At 41.7% G+C, this 17,056-nt stretch carries 12 protein-coding genes; 7 read left to right on the forward strand and 5 right to left on the reverse strand.

Annotation, left to right across the window (positions count from 1 at the left end):
* The first annotated feature begins 1 nt into the window (after position 1).
* Positions 2-3,502, forward strand: coding sequence for an efflux RND transporter permease subunit (locus EHW67_RS02760; RefSeq protein WP_126160804.1), 3,501 nt, complete (start codon positions 2-4; stop codon positions 3,500-3,502).
* A 250-nt stretch (positions 3,503-3,752) separates the two neighbouring features.
* Here EHW67_RS02760 and EHW67_RS02765 read toward each other — a convergent pair whose 3' ends face one another.
* The 3 genes from EHW67_RS02765 to EHW67_RS02775 all read right to left on the reverse strand — a co-directional run bounded on the left by EHW67_RS02765 (position 3,753) and on the right by EHW67_RS02775 (position 8,578).
* The gene (locus tag EHW67_RS02765) at positions 3,753-4,103 is read right to left on the reverse strand and encodes a toxin-antitoxin system YwqK family antitoxin (RefSeq protein WP_126160805.1); all 351 of its coding nucleotides are present in this window, start codon (positions 4,101-4,103) and stop codon (positions 3,753-3,755) included.
* 204 nt (positions 4,104-4,307) lie between these two features.
* A complete protein-coding gene (locus EHW67_RS02770) occupies positions 4,308-5,588 on the reverse strand; it encodes a RagB/SusD family nutrient uptake outer membrane protein (RefSeq protein ID WP_126160806.1) in 1,281 nt (426 codons plus the stop codon).
* Between the two features lie 17 nt (positions 5,589-5,605).
* The gene (locus EHW67_RS02775) at positions 5,606-8,578 is read right to left on the reverse strand and encodes a SusC/RagA family TonB-linked outer membrane protein (protein WP_126160807.1); all 2,973 of its coding nucleotides are present in this window, start codon (positions 8,576-8,578) and stop codon (positions 5,606-5,608) included.
* A 177-nt stretch (positions 8,579-8,755) separates the two neighbouring features.
* Between EHW67_RS02775 and aspS the strand changes: the two genes are divergently transcribed.
* From aspS to EHW67_RS02795, 4 genes are all read left to right on the forward strand, one after another.
* Positions 8,756-10,504, forward strand: a complete 1,749-nt coding sequence (gene aspS / locus EHW67_RS02780; protein ID WP_126160808.1) for an aspartate--tRNA ligase — start codon at positions 8,756-8,758, stop codon at positions 10,502-10,504.
* 54 nt (positions 10,505-10,558) lie between these two features.
* A complete protein-coding gene (locus tag EHW67_RS02785; RefSeq protein WP_126160809.1) occupies positions 10,559-12,352 on the forward strand; it encodes a chloride channel protein in 1,794 nt (597 codons plus the stop codon).
* A gap of 13 nt (positions 12,353-12,365) precedes the next feature.
* Positions 12,366-12,617 carry a hypothetical protein gene (locus tag EHW67_RS02790; protein WP_126160810.1) on the forward strand — a complete coding sequence of 84 codons (252 nt, stop codon included), beginning with the start codon at positions 12,366-12,368 and terminating at the stop codon, positions 12,615-12,617.
* 91 nt (positions 12,618-12,708) lie between these two features.
* Positions 12,709-12,903: a cold-shock protein gene (locus EHW67_RS02795; protein ID WP_126160811.1), complete on the forward strand. Its 195-nt coding sequence runs from the start codon at positions 12,709-12,711 to the stop codon at positions 12,901-12,903.
* A gap of 84 nt (positions 12,904-12,987) precedes the next feature.
* On the opposite strand, the gene EHW67_RS02800 is transcribed toward EHW67_RS02795, so the two are convergent.
* Both EHW67_RS02800 and EHW67_RS02805 read right to left on the reverse strand, forming a co-directional pair.
* Positions 12,988-13,407 carry a hypothetical protein gene (locus EHW67_RS02800; protein WP_126160812.1) on the reverse strand — a complete coding sequence of 140 codons (420 nt, stop codon included), beginning with the start codon at positions 13,405-13,407 and terminating at the stop codon, positions 12,988-12,990.
* A gap of 83 nt (positions 13,408-13,490) precedes the next feature.
* Positions 13,491-13,940, reverse strand: coding sequence for a nucleoside deaminase (locus EHW67_RS02805; RefSeq protein ID WP_126160813.1), 450 nt, complete (start codon positions 13,938-13,940; stop codon positions 13,491-13,493).
* A gap of 174 nt (positions 13,941-14,114) precedes the next feature.
* Here EHW67_RS02805 and EHW67_RS02810 point away from each other — a divergent pair, with 174 nt between their 5' ends.
* Positions 14,115-15,905 (forward strand): 1-deoxy-D-xylulose-5-phosphate synthase, encoded by a 1,791-nt coding sequence (locus EHW67_RS02810; protein WP_126160814.1) that lies wholly within the window; start codon positions 14,115-14,117, stop codon positions 15,903-15,905.
* Positions 15,895-17,022 carry a DUF3078 domain-containing protein gene (locus EHW67_RS02815; RefSeq protein ID WP_126160815.1) on the forward strand — a complete coding sequence of 376 codons (1,128 nt, stop codon included), beginning with the start codon at positions 15,895-15,897 and terminating at the stop codon, positions 17,020-17,022. Before EHW67_RS02810 ends, EHW67_RS02815 begins: the two co-directional genes overlap by 11 nt.
* Positions 17,023-17,056: the final 34 nt, after the last annotated feature.

Below are 17,056 nucleotides of genomic sequence, written 5' to 3' on the forward strand. Positions count from 1 at the left end.
CATGAGCAAACTACAAAAAAACGCAGACAAAGAATTTAGTTTATCGTCTTGGGCCATAGACAACCCTTCGGTAATCTATGTAATGATAGGAATTTTTCTATGGATCGGATTTTCCGCCTATTTTGCCATGCCTAGGGAAGACTTTCCAGAGATCATAGAAACCAAAATCTATATAAGTACCCCTTACCCGGGGAACACCGCTGAGGATATAGAACGGCTAATTACGGACCCCTTGGAGGACGAGCTTAAGAACATCAGCAACGTTGTAGAAATCATTTCTACCTCCCAAGAGGATTACTCCATCATTACGGTAGAATTTGATGAGGAGATAAGTGTTGAGTCGGCCAAGCAAAAGGTAAAGGATGAGGTAGATAGTGAAAAGGCCAGTGAGGATTGGCCTACCTTTAATGGGGCTAAAGTGGAACCCAATGTTTTTGACCTAAATTTTTCCGAGGAGGTCCCTATTATGAACGTAAACTTTACGGGCGACTATCCTGTGGAAAAACTAAAGGAATATGCAGAATATTTGCAGGACGAAATAGAAAACCTTCCTGAGGTTAAAAAAGCCGACATAAGGGGTGCCCAGGAAAAGGAGGTAGAAGTTGCAGTGGATGTCTACAAAATGATGGCCGCCAAGGTAAGCTTTGACGATGTAATGCAGGCTATAGGCAATGGCAATATGACCATGTCCGCAGGGAACTTAAAAGTAGGCGGACAACGACGAACCATTAGAATATTGGGCGAAGTTGAAGATCCTGCACAACTAAACGACTTTGTTGTGAAATCGGACAACGGCGCCGTATACCTAAAAGATATTGCCCATATAAGTTTTGAAGAGAAGGACAAGACCACTTATGCTCGGGAATTTGGGGAAAGCGTGGTGATGCTGGACGTAAAAAAACGGGCAGGCCAAAACTCCATTTCGGCTGCAGATAAGATCAGGGAATTGGTAAAGACCACCAAGGAAAATTATTTTCCTCCCGATCTGCACATATCCATAGCCAACGACTCCTCTGCCAGGACACTTAACCAGGTAGACGATCTAGTGAACAATATAATTTTTGGAATTATTTTGGTTGTCAGCGTGCTGATGTTCTTTTTAGGTTTCCGCAATGCGCTATTTGTTGGTTTTGCCATACCCATGTCCATGTTTATGTCTTTTATGATCCTGTCTTGGCTGGGTTACACCCTAAATACCATGATCTTGTTCGGTATGATCATGGGGCTGGGAATGTTGGTAGATAATGGTATTGTTGTAGTAGAAAACGTGTATCGTTTAATGGATGAGGGCATGCCGCGTATAGAAGCTGCTAAAAAAGGTATTGGGGAAATTGCATTTCCCATTATCATTTCAACAGCCACCACGGTTGCAGCCTTCGTTCCGCTAGGACTCTGGCCAGGTATATTTGGGCAGTTCATGATCTACTTCCCAATCACCTTGTCCGTTGTGCTGGGATCGTCCCTGTTCGTGGCCATCTTTATGAACTCCATGCTGGTATCCAACTTTATGGATACCGATGAAAAGGAACTGACCGTTAAGCAGCTGGTCCGTATAAGTGTAATTATGGGCGGACTGGGCTTACTGATCCTTTTCCTGGGTGGTGCAATAAGAGGATTGGGTACGGTAATGATCGTAACAGCGGCCATGTTTTGGATCTATAAATACGCTCTAAAAAAATGGGCCATCCGCTTTCAAAAGAACACCATGACCCGCTTTGAAAACTGGTACGAAAAAAGACTGGTACACGCCCTGAAAGGCAAAAACGTTTACTGGTATTTTGGGATTACCGCTATGCTACTGGTTGTTGTATTTATGCTCTTTGGGATGTCTGTGGGTAGCGGAAGGACCAAAATAGAATTCTTCCCGGACAATAAACCCAATGAAATATATGTCTATATAGAATATCCGGAGGGAACGGCCATAGAAAAAACAAATGCCATCACCTTGGATATTGAGAAAAGGGTCTATGCCATCATCAATGATGAGGAATATATGGACAATGGCGAAAACTTTATGATGACCTCTGCCGTTTCCCAAGTAGGGGAAGGCGCCGGCAACCCGTTGACAGATGGAGGCTCCTCGGCAGAAATGCCACATAGGGGCAAGGTTACCGTTAACTTTAGTGAATACAAGTACAGGAAAGGAAAGAACACCGAAGACATCCGAGCCAAGGTCCAAGCCGGTTTAAGTGGTATTTATCCAGGGGTGGCCATCTCTGTAGAAAAAGATGCCAATGGCCCGCCAGCGGGTTACCCCATTAATATAGAATTGGAAGGGAAGGACTACGACCAACTTATTAATACGGCCGAGGACATTAGAAACTTTATCAATACCAAAAATATAGCTGGTATTGAAGAACTAAAGATTGATGTTAACAAGAGTAAGCCTTCCATGCAAGTGGTAGTAGACCGTAAAAAAGCCGGGGAACTGGGAGTGGCGGTAGGCCAGGTAGGAAACCAGCTTAGAAGGGCGTTATTTGGGGAAAAAGCCGGGATATATAAGGAAGATGGAGAAGATTACGATATTAATGTACGCTTTAGTGAGGATTTAAGGTACAATAAAAGTGCTCTTTTTAATCAGAATATCATCTTTAGGGATCAGTCTAGCGGTCAAATAAAGGAAATCCCTGTCTCTGCCGTAGCTACAGAACGTAATACCTCTGGATTTAGTGCCATAAAGCACCGGGACAACAAACGAGTGGTAACAGTTTACTCTGGTCTGCAACCAGGGTTTACCGACGCCGCCGCCATCGTTGCCGAAATACAGAATGAGATGGAAGAATTTAAAAACCTTCCCCCAGATATAAAAATAGACTACACGGGGCAAATAGAGGAGCAAAACAAACAGATGCTCTTCCTAGTAGGGGCATTTTTTACCGGATTGGGACTTATTATGCTGATATTGATATTTCAATTTGGCGGAATATCCAAACCTCTGATTATAATGATCGCCATTTTCCTAAGCTTCATAGGAGTGTTTGGAGGCTTAATGATCACAGGTTGGTCCTTTGTTATTATGATGACCATGATGGGTATTATTTCCTTGGCCGGTATTGTAGTAAACAACGGGGTGGTACTGTTGGATTACACCCAGATCCTTATAGACCGTAAAAAGGTAAAACTGGGAATGGATGAAAAGGCATTGCTATCCAAGGAAGATGCCACTGCGGCCATCGTTAAGGGTGGAAAGGCCAGGCTGAGGCCGGTAATCCTAACAGCTATAACCACTGTATTGGGGCTAATTCCCTTGGCGATAGGTCTCAACATCGATTTCTTTGCCCTATTCTCGGAATTCAACCCGCACATATACATGGGAGGGGACAATGTTATTTTCTGGGGACCTCTGGCCTGGACGGTAATCTTTGGGTTAATTGTGGCCACCTTCCTTACCTTGATCATTGTACCGGTATTGTTCAACATTGTATACCGCATTAAGATTGCTCTTAGAGGTACTAAACAGGGAACGGACAATAAACCCGAAACCGCTCAAGTAGCCTCTTAATGGCTATCCGCTAGAGGTAAATCCAGCGGGAAAGAAAAACAAAAAAGCGGGCGTTTAAACTTAGTTTAAACGCCCGCTTTTTGCTATCTGCAAACCTTTGGTTACTGACTATTATTCAACCAATACATTTTATTATATGGTTGCAAGAATATTAGGAAAAGGAAGAATTTTGGATATCGACAACCCTATCTGGTCAAAAAACAAAAAACCCGACGTGTTAGGCCGGGTTTTTATACAATAAGTTGTACCGCTATTTATTAACAGCTAACTGTTTTTCACTGCTCCATTGGGTAACGTTGGCAATCTTACTATCTACGAAATCTACTTCCTTAAGCTTTTTTGCTTCCCAGAAGAACCATTTTCCAGATTTCTTACCGTTAACATATTCACCCATGGCAACTTTTTTCCCATCTTCATCAAACATTTTCCATTCCCCGTGCAGCTTTCCGTTTAAAAACTGCCCTTGTTGGGAAACTTCTCCATTGTCATGGAAATAGGTGGCCTTTAACAACTCTCCATCTTGCTGGAAAACGGGTTTTACTTCCTGAGCATTGATTACTACTGAAAATATAAGTGCAAAAATTAATGTTATTCCTTTCATGCTATTTGGGATTTTAAGTTTATGTATATGCTATCTAACGAAATAAAGATAGAGATATTTTACGAAAAATATACAATTACTTAACATTAAATTTACATTGAAGCGCCAACCCCTTGTTTTTTAACTTATTACAAAATAAACAAACTCCCCAAAATGGGGAGTTTGTTTATTTTGATGGATGATTAGGAAATATTCAGCGTTGTGTTATTGGCCTTCATTCTGAGGAATAGGAAACTGGGTAACCCTATTATCCCCTGCTCTATCTAATACAAGCTCATCCAATTTATTGAATCTTCTTAAATCTATCCAGCGATGCCCCTCTGCAAATAAAGAATATCTTCTTTCATACAAAAGCCTATCCTCATCTACAGTACCGGGAAGAACAGGATCAAGTCCTGCAGCATCTCTCACTACGTTGATCGCCATTTCAGCTTCACCGGGATTATCTACCATATTCGCTTCTGCATACAACAAAATAAGCTCCTCATTCCTAATTATCGCAACAGGATCCGTGCTAGATTCATAAATATATACATCATGCGTTCCAGGGGTCAATCCAGCGATATTAAGTGGTCCGTCGGTTCTCAAGACTGCTTTATCCAATCGGCTATCTCCTGCCTCTGCGGAATTAACAAAATCCGGATGAGCAATTCTCGCATTGGCTCCAGTAGAGTTTAAAGCAAAAAATAATTGATTCAATTCATCCGATCCTGCCGCAGAAAACCTATGATAAGCTCCCAAATACATATCACCCGCGAAATCCATAAAGGATTCATCCAAAGCACTTAAAACAAGAGAATAATTCCCTTGATAGGCAGCCGCTCGAGCCGTTATGGCCCTATTGAATTCTAAATAGGATACCCCCATGGTATTTGGGGAAACATCACCTCCGGCAGCCAAATCAGTTGCAGCGCTATTCAGTAATCCTATTATGGTTGTAAGAGCGGAATCATAACCCTCGAAGCTTCCTAAATTATCAGGATCGGCCACATCAGTGCGTATTCCATTTTGATACAACATATTGAGCACTGTCAACAATTGATGTGCCTTAATGGTGTTTGCAAACCCCCTAATCGCCGCCTTTTCAGTATCCGAAAAATCCGTTGTCGTATTCTCCAATCCTTCCAACAAAAGATTACATTCCTTGACTACGGCATAACGAGCTGCATAGGGAGTTGTCAGATAAAAGGCGTTGTCATCCAAAACACCCGTCATAAGGTCACCAGTCCATCTGGGGTCAGAGCTCTGATGCCTCCAATAGTCCCGTCCAACTACTGAAATAACATCTTCTTGAGTATTTAAACGATCTCTCATATCGGCCAATATACCAGATACCACCTGAGGAAGTTCCGGTCTGGATACTCCTTCCGAAATAGATACCGTTTCCGGTCCGTTTAAATCTTTCCCATCTTCAATTGTACAACCAAAAACCAGCAATCCGATCAAGGTCATAAATAGAACTTCTAATTTATTTGTGATATTCATATTATTTTTTTTAAATGTTATAGTCCAATTGACAAGTGAAACATAAATCTTTTGGACGATGGAAATGGTGCCACTTCAATTCCTATCCCTGCAGCTGCTGAACCAAAATTCGAAACCTCCGGATCATAACTGTTGTAATCAAAAATATTGATGATATTTTGTCCTGAAAGTCCAATTTTTACATTGGAAACATTTCCTTTAAAAAGTTCTTGAAGGGTATTTTCTGAAAGATTGTAGTACAACCCTACTTCCCTTAATTTTAAATACGAAGCATCTTCCACAAAGGGCCCGGCAAAACCAGAACCAAATGCACTTTTTCTGTAATCTCCATTGTTCAAAGTACCTGAAGGGTCTAGAGTCATCTCATCGTAATCGGCACTTGTGTTGCCAAAATCAGAAAGCAACCTACTAAGGTTTACATTGTCACCGCCCTTTTTCCAATGCCATAAAAAAGATAAAGTGAAATCTTTGTATTTGAAATTATTATTGAATGACATTTGAAAATCCGGCTCGGCGTCTCCTAAGGCTACCACATTACCATCTTCATCATTCCCTACAATTTGAGTAGCACTCTTCCCCTCTTCTATTCTAAACGTACCCAGACCCGTACCAAAACCTTGTGTGTCAAATGAAGCAACTGTTAATTTAGTAATCTCAGATTTGTTCTTAAACCAACTAATCCCGGAATCCCAAGAAAAGCCCTCCGAGTCAAAGGCATTAACATTTATTCCTATTTCTGCTCCCTTATTTTCCAAAGCACCAGCATTCGCCCAACGGAAAGTATAGCCTGAAGAGGGTTCGTTATCCGCCTGAAGAATAAGGTCTTCCACTTTCTTGTTATACCAAGTAAACTCCAGGGTAACTTTATTGTTCAAAAACCCTGCATCCAAACCAAGTTCCAATTCTTTTTGTCTTTCCGGTTGTATGGACGGATCCCCAAGTGTCGAAGGGGTAATTATCCCAACATTACCATTAATCAAAGAGTTTATATAAGTAGTAAAAAGCGCCCCATTTGGTGCGAAGTTGCCCGCCTCCCCATAAGCCGCACGCAACTTAATCTGATTTACCTGCTCCAAATTCCAGAAGTCGAAATTGTGAATATTTACTGCTGCAGAAACCTTAGGGTAATAAAATAGCTTATTGGCATCACCATTGTTTGAGGATTTATCTCCCCTTATCCCCAGCGTCCCTACTATTTTATCTTGAAAGTTCACCTCTTCTTGAACAAAAAATCCTGCATCTTCCTGTTCCAACCTAAATTGATCTACCTTAACATTGGCCGCTTGATCTACATTCTGTTCAGAGGCTATTAAACCAGTGGAGGTTACCCTAACCGTATTTTGGGAAAATTGCTCATTGGTTACACCTGCCTGTGTGGTAAAGCTAAGTTCATTATCGGTACGGAAATTATGTACTAGAAAACCTGAAAAATTGGCATCGGTGTTTTGAGTAGTACCATCAGATGACAAACCGTCCACCCCTCCTACAGCCGGACTCATAAACTGTAATTCCCGAGGAAAAAAAACCGTGGTTTTAAGAGTGTAGGTATCCAATCCAGCCTTTAAAATCATCTTTAAACTTTGATTTTCATTACTGAACAAATTCACATCCAAGGATCCACCAGCGATTAAACGGCTAACCGATTCATTGTTCGTCATAACATCACGAGTATGAATCTGATTGGATGAATTAGCTGGATGATCGGGATAATTACCGTCGGCATCTGGCAACAAATAGTCCCAAGGTCTTGTAAACAACAAGGAAACACCTATAGTTGTATTGGAATTATCATTATTGAAGAATCCCCTATCTGCACTGGACTCCAAATAATTTCCAGTTAGGGACAATTTAATATCATCTGTTATCCTGTGATCAACATTTAATCTCAGTGATTGTTTGGTTGCTCCAGTCCTTTTTACAATACCATCTTCTTCATTATTGGTGAAACTGCCATAAAAAGAGGTTTTATCAGACCCTCCAGAAATACTTAAATTAGTATTGGTAATAAATCCCTTTTCCCCATATATTTCCTTCTCATAATCACGTAGTCTACCTGCAGATTCAGCTGCAGTATACAGAGCACCTTCACCATAAACACTCTCTGCCAATGCAGAGGTCCAATTTCTTTGACCTAACAGGTTTACTGCTTCATTAAATCCTATGGCTTGGGAAAAATTAATTTTTGTTTTCCCTGCTTTCCCTTTTTTGGTTGTAATAATGATTACACCAGCGGCCGCCCTAGAACCGTAAATCGCTGAGGCCGAAGCACCTTTCAATATTTCAATGTTTTGAATATCGTCCGGATTAATATCAGCAATCCTATTTGATGCATTGTCCTGTGAATCGGTCGAGGAGGCACCACCACCAGCGGCGTTGGAAATCTCATTTAAACCACCAGCAAAAATACTGTTGTTATTCACGTAGACCCCATCTATAATATATAATGGCTGACCCTGTCCATTAATAGAGGTTACCCCCCTTAATTTTACCGACATTCCACCTCCAGGGGCTCCGGAGGCCGCTGTAATTTGCGCTCCTGCAAATTTACCGGCCAGAGCTCCATCTAAGGTTTGAGGCGGGGTTCTTCCCGTTAATTCATCTGCTGATACCGAGGCAACTGCATTGGCAGAATTACTACGTTTAACCGATGTTGCCAGTCCTGTTACCACTACCTCCTCCAAACCAGTTGCCGATTCCTGTAAGGCCACATCCATGGTACTGGCAGTAGTCACTTGTAATTCCTTGGACGCATATCCAAGAGAAGAAAAAACCAATGTGACCGGGAAATCCGTTATGGACAGTTCGTAATTACCATCAAAATCCGAAGTGGTGCCAATAGTAGTCCCCTTTACCACCACATTGACCCCGGGTAATGCATCCCCAAGTCCAGCGTCAGTTACCTTTCCATTAACAACTCCCTGCGCCAATAGCATCAAAGGAGCCATCAAAAAAAATAACAAAATGTTCTTCTTAATAAGTTTTTGTTTCATATCAGTGCTTTTTGTTAGATATATGTACCAATTTAGTTAATTTTTGTTAAAATTCTTAAAACAACACCTTTAATAACTAAATATTCCTAAAATCATTTTTTAATTTTCCGATGGTGATATTTTTTCAGCTTACCCTATTACTTCTTACATTTGTCCACTCATAGATCAAATAAAAAAATGTATAGAAGTCATAATTGTGGTGAATTGCGCGAAACCCACCAACAGACAGAGGTAACCTTATCTGGATGGGTACAAACGGTTAGGGATAAAGGTTTTGTGATCTGGGCAGACTTACGCGATAGATACGGTATAACCCAACTTATTTTTGACGAGGAACGCTCCTCCAAAGAAATAATGGAAATTGCCAGAAGTTTAGGCAGGGAGTTTGTCATTCAGGTTCATGGAACTGTAATTGAACGTGCCTCCAAAAATCCAAATATCCCTACGGGAAATGTGGAAGTATTGGTTTCTGACCTTAAAATTCTAAATAAATCCATTGTCCCTCCCTTTACCATAGAGGACCAAACAGATGGCGGGGAGGACATACGTATGAAATACCGTTACTTGGACATTCGTAGAAATCCGGTAAAGAACAACCTGATCTTTAGGCACAAGGTAACCATGGAGGTCAGGAAACACCTTTCCGACCAAGGCTTTATTGAAGTTGAAACCCCCTATCTTATAAAATCGACACCCGAAGGGGCACGTGATTTTGTGGTTCCCAGCAGAATGAACGAAGGCCAATTTTACGCCTTGCCACAATCGCCGCAAACCTTTAAGCAATTATTGATGGTAGGCGGTATGGACAAATACTTCCAGATCGTAAAATGTTTTAGGGACGAAGACCTGCGGGCCGACAGACAGCCAGAATTCACCCAAATAGACTGCGAGATGGCCTTCGTGGAACAAGAGGATATCCTAAATATATTTGAAGGGCTTACAAGACACCTACTTAAAGAAATAAGAGGCGTTGCTATCGACGAATTTCCTAGAATGACCTTTGACGAGGCCATGAAGCGCTATGGAAACGACAAACCGGATATCCGATTTGGCATGGAGTTCGGAGAACTTAACGCCGTTGCCCAGCACAAAGATTTTGGCATCTTCAACGAAGCCCAATTAGTTGTGGGTATTGCCATCCCCGGTGGAGCTTCCTATACAAGGAAGGAAATAGACGGATTAGTAAACTGGGTACGCAGGCCACAGGTTGGTGCCAAAGGAATGGTCTATGCCAAATACAATGAAGACGGCACTTTTAAATCTTCTGTAGACAAGTTTTACGATCAGGAAGACCTTGCCAAGTGGGCAGAGGCAACAGGCGCCAAACCAGGGGACCTGATATGCGTACTTTCAGGGGACACCAATAAAACCAGGGCGCAGCTAAGTGCTCTTAGGATGGAAATGGCAGAACGATTGGGGCTGCGTAAAAAGGACGAATTTGCCCCACTATGGGTAATAGACTTCCCACTACTGGAATTGGATGAGGAAACAGGACATTACCATGCCATGCACCACCCTTTTACCGCACCCAAACCCGGACAAATGGAATTGCTGGATACAGATCCAGGGGCCGTAAAGGCCAATGCGTATGACCTGGTACTGAACGGTAATGAAATTGGTGGTGGATCTATACGTATCCACGACAAACAAATACAAGCTACCATGTTCAAACACCTTGGGTTTAGCCCGGAAGAGGCCAAGGCCCAGTTCGGATTTTTAATGGATGCCTTTCAATATGGTGCTCCACCACATGGAGGCCTGGCATTTGGACTGGACAGACTGGTAGCCATTCTGGGGGGACAGGAAACTATTAGGGACTTTATAGCCTTCCCTAAAAACAACAGTGGTCGCGATGTCATGATAGACGCCCCCGCCCCTTTGGATGACACACAATTACAGGAACTACACCTAAAATTGGATTTATAATCTTATCTTTAAAATCCTGCTATCCCATTACATAGCAGGATTTTTTTCATTAATATGGCGGCACTAAAAAAATCTTGGCTGAACAGTTTTTTGGTTTGGCGCGCAAAACATATTTCCCAAAGACAATTTACGTACCTGCTTAGTATTTTGGTAGGTTTCACCTCTGGTATGGGCGCCGTGATCCTTAAAAACCTTACCCATTTTTTTCAGCACCTTTTAGAAGGTAATCTAGTTAGATACTATCACAATGCCTTTTATTTTGTCTTTCCCATTATAGGCCTAACCATTGTTTTCCTCATTATAAAATATATTATCCGTAACAAGGTTAGCCATGGGATACCATCTACCCTTTTCGCTATTTCCAAAAAAAAGGGGCTTATGCGAAAATATCAGATGTTCGGTTCCATTCTAACGGCTCCCATAACTGTAGGATTTGGTGGCTCTGTAGGATTGGAGGGACCTACTGTGGCAACAGGGGCGGCCATTAGCTCCAATATTGCAAGAATGCTCCATGTAAACCAAACCACAAGGAACCTGCTTATTGGCTGTGCCGCAGCAGGTGCCATGTCCTCCATATTCAAGGCCCCTATAGCGGCCATTATTTTTGCCATTGAAGTCTTTAGCCTAGACCTTACCATTGCCTCCATGTTGCCCTTGCTATTAGCCTCCCTGTCGGGAATAATAACCTCCTATTTTTTCTTCGGGAGTGATGTACTTTTGCCTTTTACGATCGAAGATGAATTTATTATATCAGATGTTCCTTTCTTTATCATTTTAGGGATATTTGCCGGATTGACATCTATATATTTCACGGAAGTTTATGAACGGGTCCAAAAAATATTCGACAAAATAGAATCAGGTGTAAAAAGATTGCTTTACGGCGGTATTGCAATAGGCATCCTGGTATATCTTGTACCCCCACTGTACGGTGAAGGATTCGATGTTATCAATAACCTTATATTAGGCAGCCCGGAAAAGGTGCTGGAAAACAACATTTTTCATTTAGACCTGAGTGAATCCTGGGTGGTTATTGGCCTTCTGGCAGGGTTGGTCTTCTTTAAGATTATCGCTTGTGCCCTAACCTTTGGTGCTGGAGGAGTTGGCGGAATCTTTGCCCCAACCCTTTTTATGGGGAGCATCATGGGCAATTGCATAGCTAAAATAATTAATGCCCTTGGAATACTCCCTAATCAAATTTCTGAAAGTAATTTTACCCTGGTAGGTATGGCCGGTCTTATGGCAGGTGTGCTCCACGCCCCACTTACGGCAATTTTCCTAATTGCAGAGGTAACGGGAGGATATGAATTATTTGTCCCGCTTATGATCACCTCAGCCATCTCCTTTTCCATTACCAAATACGTACACCCCCATTCTGTCTACAATATGGAATTGGGCAGAAAAGGAGAACTTATTACCCACAACAAGGACCACGCCGTTTTAACCTTGATGGATATAGACAAGGTTATTGAAGATAACTTTGCACCTATATTTCCTGAAATGAATCTGGGCGATATAGTACGCCAAGCGGTAGTGAAATCCAACAGAAACATATTCCCTGTAATAGACAAAGATGACAGCACCCTCCTGGGGATTATTTTATTGGACGACATTCGCCCTATTATGTTCGACCAAAAACTATACAAGGAGGTGATGGCAAGTGACATCATGAATGCCCCTCCGGATGTTATTGAAATGGACAAGGATAAAATGACCAACATTATGGAAAAGTTTCAAAGCAGCGGCGCATGGAATCTTCCGGTTATAAAAAATGAGAAATACATCGGCTTTATTTCCAAGTCCAAGTTGCTAACGGCCTATAGAAGAAAATTAATAACTTTAACCCCATAAACCCCTTGCGGTTATGAAATATATTATCAGCCTAATTCTTATAGCATCCATTATTTCCATTATATACGGCTTTAGTATTAAGGAGGAAGATTTGATTTTGGCCAACAAATGCATCGGTTTTGGCACCGTTGGTATTTTTTTGCTGGCCATGCCATTATTCCTAATAAAAGTGAGCAAAGGCAAGAAAATGAAGGACTATATGCTTAATGAAGAGAACATCAGAAAAATGCAGGGCAAAGACAAAGAAACTACTGATAATCAATAAATTTGATAAGTTTTTAATTCGATTATATTCAATTTTAAGCAAAAAAACATAAATTAGTAATCTAAACGATTATTATTTTAATTTCATTGAAATGACTGGAACAGTAAAATTTTTTAATGAATCCAAGGGATATGGATTCATTACCAACGACGACACAGGAAAAGACATTTTTGTTCATGCAACGGCATTAAACGGAACTGAGCTTAACGAAGGTGACAAAGTAGAATACGAAGAAGAAGAAGGGCGCAAGGGAATAGTTGCTGCACAAGTGCAAGTAATAGGCTAATAAGATTTTATTTTGAAAAACATGTAAACCCTTGGTCCATATCAGGGGTTTTTTCTTTTTGTCAACCCAAGTATCTTATGCACTTCACCTTTCCATAACAAAAACGAAACCATCCGCTCCGTTGCCTTGGCTCCCAAGATTTTGATCCACCACCATTTTGGAGTCAAAGAAAGTAACTCCACCAAATTCCACATCGTTTACCCTTATATAGGAGCTACCATTTTCAACATGAACAGAATACCTATAGCTAGCTGTATCCAAACCCGTATACAAAGCATTTGAAAGGGCATTATTGATCACCGCAAGGCTTTGCTGCTCAAGGTCAAACTCCCATATTATGGATCCTTTTTCAAAATCCTGGTCCATGCCCGCAAATCCGCCACTAATGTTGAGCAGATACCATGTCCCTTTCAGAGGTTCATCTTCCACAGGGGTATCAGTATCCGCACAGCCTGTCAACAACATGGACAACATCATACAATAAATAAATCCTTGTTTTTTCATTAGAATAAAGGCCTTTGTAACCCCATAATAAGATTTTAAATACTATAAATGGTTGCGCTATGAAAGGACACTTTGGTAGATACTTAGTTTAAATTACGCTTCTGGATAAAGAATTGCTTTAAAAGATTGGAAGCCTCCTCTTCCAGGACCCCACTCACCACCTTTGTCTTGGGATGTAATGTTGTTCCCATGGCCCTAAACCCTCTTTCCACATCACTGGCTCCATATACAATCTTGGGTATTTGGCTCCAATACAGGGCTCCCGCACACATCTGGCAAGGCTCTAAGGTGACGTACAGGGTACATTGATGTAGGTATTTCCCTCCTAGGAAATTGGCCGCTGCGGTTATGGCCTGCATTTCGGCATGGGCCGTTACATCATTTAAACACTCCGTTAAATTATGCGCCCTGGCTATAATCCTATTTTCTACCGCAATGATGGCACCAACGGGAACTTCACCTTTATCAAAGGCAATTTCCGCCTCCTGAAGGGCTTTCTTCATAAAATAGGTGTCATCAAAAGGGTTGATCATAAGAAATGTATAACGCCACAATAGTAATCAATATTCAGAAAGGCGCAAAAAATAAAGTCCAGATTAAGACAACCTTCCAAGAATCAAAAAAAATATAAAAAAATACAACAAAGGATACCATAACTTATAGGTAAGCAATGTCTAAATACATTAGTTTTGTGTAACTTTTTACATATGCCCAAGGGAATTCTACCACATATTAATAATCCAAAGGATATAAGATCCTTGCAACTGCCACAGTTGACCCAACTAGCAAAGGAACTCCGGGAGTTCATCATAGATATTGTTTCTACCAAGGAAGGACATTTAGGAGCAAGTCTGGGGGTTGTAGAACTGACCATTGCGCTCCATTATGTTTTTAATACACCACAGGATAAACTTATTTGGGATGTAGGACATCAGGCCTATGGACATAAGATCCTTACCGGACGAAGGGACATTTTCCACACCAACCGACAATTACATGGCATCAGCGGCTTTCCCAAGCGGGCAGAGAGCGAGTATGATGATTTTGGCACGGGACATAGCTCCACCTCCATTTCTGCCATTCTAGGCATGGCATTGGCCTCTAAGCTAAAAGGGGAAACCCACAGACAGCATATAGCGGTCATTGGTGATGCCTCCATTGCCAGTGGCATGGCCTTTGAAGGGCTCAATCACGCTGGGGATACCAATGCCAATATCCTAATAATCCTCAATGACAATGCCATAGGAATAGACCCTAGTGTAGGAGCCCTAAAAAAGTACCTCACCAATGTAAAAAAAGGAACCGCCAAGGATGAGAATATTTTTGAGTGCCTAAACTTTAGCTACAGCGGCCCTTTGAACGGACATGATATTGAAGCCCTGACCAAGGAATTAAATAGACTTAGGCGTATTGAAGGCCCCAAGTTATTGCACATCATAACCACCAAAGGCAAGGGCCTAAAAAAGGCCGAGGAAAACCAGGTGGTTTATCATGCTCCGGGAAAATTCAATAAGATAACCGGGGATCTGTTGCCGAAAACGGCCCTTAACCAGCCTCCAAAATATCAGGATGTATTTGGCCATTCACTGGTAGAATTGGCCAAGAAAAACGTAAACATCGTTGGAATAACCCCAGCCATGCCCACAGGCAGCTCCCTAAAATATATGATGCAGCAAATTCCCGACAGGGCTTTTGATGTTGGAATTGCCGAGCAGCACGCGGTTACCATGGCCGGTGCAATGGCCGCGGAAGGACTCATACCATATTGCAATATCTATTCTACCTTTCTACAACGGGCCTATGACCAAATAATACACGATGTGGCCCTGCAGTGCTTACCCGTAATATTTTGCTTGGACCGCGCAGGAATTGTGGGGCAGGATGGTGCTACCCACCATGGAATATATGACATGGCTTATTTACGTTGTATACCAAATCTTATTATTTTTGCCCCTATGAACGAGGTTGAGCTAAGAAACATCATGTACACGGCCCAACTGGGGCTAACACAGCCCATCGCCATTAGATACCCTAGGGGAAGGGGAGTAATGGTGCAGTGGCGACAAAAATTTAGTAAAATACCAATAGGAATTTCCCAAGAATTAAAAAAAGGTACGGAAATTGCTGTGCTATCAATCGGTCATATAGGTAATATGGTCAGTCATTTATTGGAAGAGCTTGGCGACAGTCACAAAATTGGGCATTATAATATGCGCTTCGTAAAACCTTTGGACACTGTTATGTTGCGCAAAATCCTGTCTACCTATAAACAGGTCATCACCATTGAAGACGGTTGCAAAATAGGTGGGTTTGGAAGTGCTATTTTGGAATATGCCAACGAGATCCATAGCTTTGTGCCTATTAAAATTTTTGGCATCGAAGACATTTTTATGGAACACGGCACGGTCGGGGAACTTCAAAAAATGGCAAAAATAGATCAAATGACCCTTAAAAATTATATTAACAACCTTTTGAATCCTGAAAAGTATGTGCGGTAAAATCTTCCTTGTTGCCCTAGTGTTTCTAAATATCAATTTTTTATTTGCCCAAGACACTATCCCCTCCCCACAAGAACCGGATACCACCAAAGTAGATTCCATGCAAGTAGACTCCATGCGAATAGACACTATAGTGATCCGAACACTACAGGATAAGATAAAGTATATTCCCAGGGGAGCAGATCTCACCAACCCAGTGGTATCCTTTAAACGTACCAAGCCCTTGGAAAAAAAATACAGGCGCTTTAGAATACCTTCCTTTTGGGATAAGGAAAACAAACTGGGATTTAATTTTAGTGAAGTAGCCTTTGTTAACTGGAATGCAGGGGGAAATAATTCCATCTCCGGTTTGGTCAGTGCAAAATTTGTGCGGAATTACAAATTCAGGTATGTGCAACTTAACAACAATTTGGATATACGGTACGGACTCAATGCCCAAGAAGGGTTTAAATTGAGAAAATCCGATGACGCATTGCGCTTTTCCTCAACCTTTGCCTTTAGAAGGGATACTATTAGCAACTGGTATTATTCTGCCAGTGCCGAATTTAGGACGCAGTTCTCCAACGGATATAAATACCCCAATAGGGATAAACCCATTTCTAGGTTTATGGCACCGGGATACGCCCTTTTGGGTGCTGGTACCTCCTATATCCCTGAAGGAAAAAAGTTGAACCTCCGCCTAGCTCCGCTTACCTTTAAATCTACCTTTGTCCTAGACCAGACTTTGGCCAATAGTGGGGCCTTTGGTGTTCAAAAGGCGCTCGTGGACGAGGATGGCAACATTATTAAGGAAGGCGAGAATGTTTATCTGGAATTTGGTTTTCTGGTCACCAATTCTTGGGAAAGCAAGATATATAAAAACATGAATCTAGAACATAGGATACAGCTCTACTCGGACTACGTCAAAAATTTTGGAAATATAGATATAGACTGGGAGCTTAACCTGGACCTCACCGTGAACAAGTATGTAAAAACCTCCATAGGAACCCATGTGATCTACGATCATGACATTATTTTTGACGAGGTAAAGGCCGCAGATGGCACCATAACCACCCCCGGAAAACGGAAAGTACAGTTTAAACAATTGCTGGGAGTGGGACTCACCTATGATTTCTAGCCAACCCAGCAAGGGAAGTGCCTACCTTTTGGTG

This window comes from Arenibacter aquaticus, assembly GCF_003957295.1.
Taxonomy (GTDB): domain Bacteria; phylum Bacteroidota; class Bacteroidia; order Flavobacteriales; family Flavobacteriaceae; genus Arenibacter; species Arenibacter aquaticus.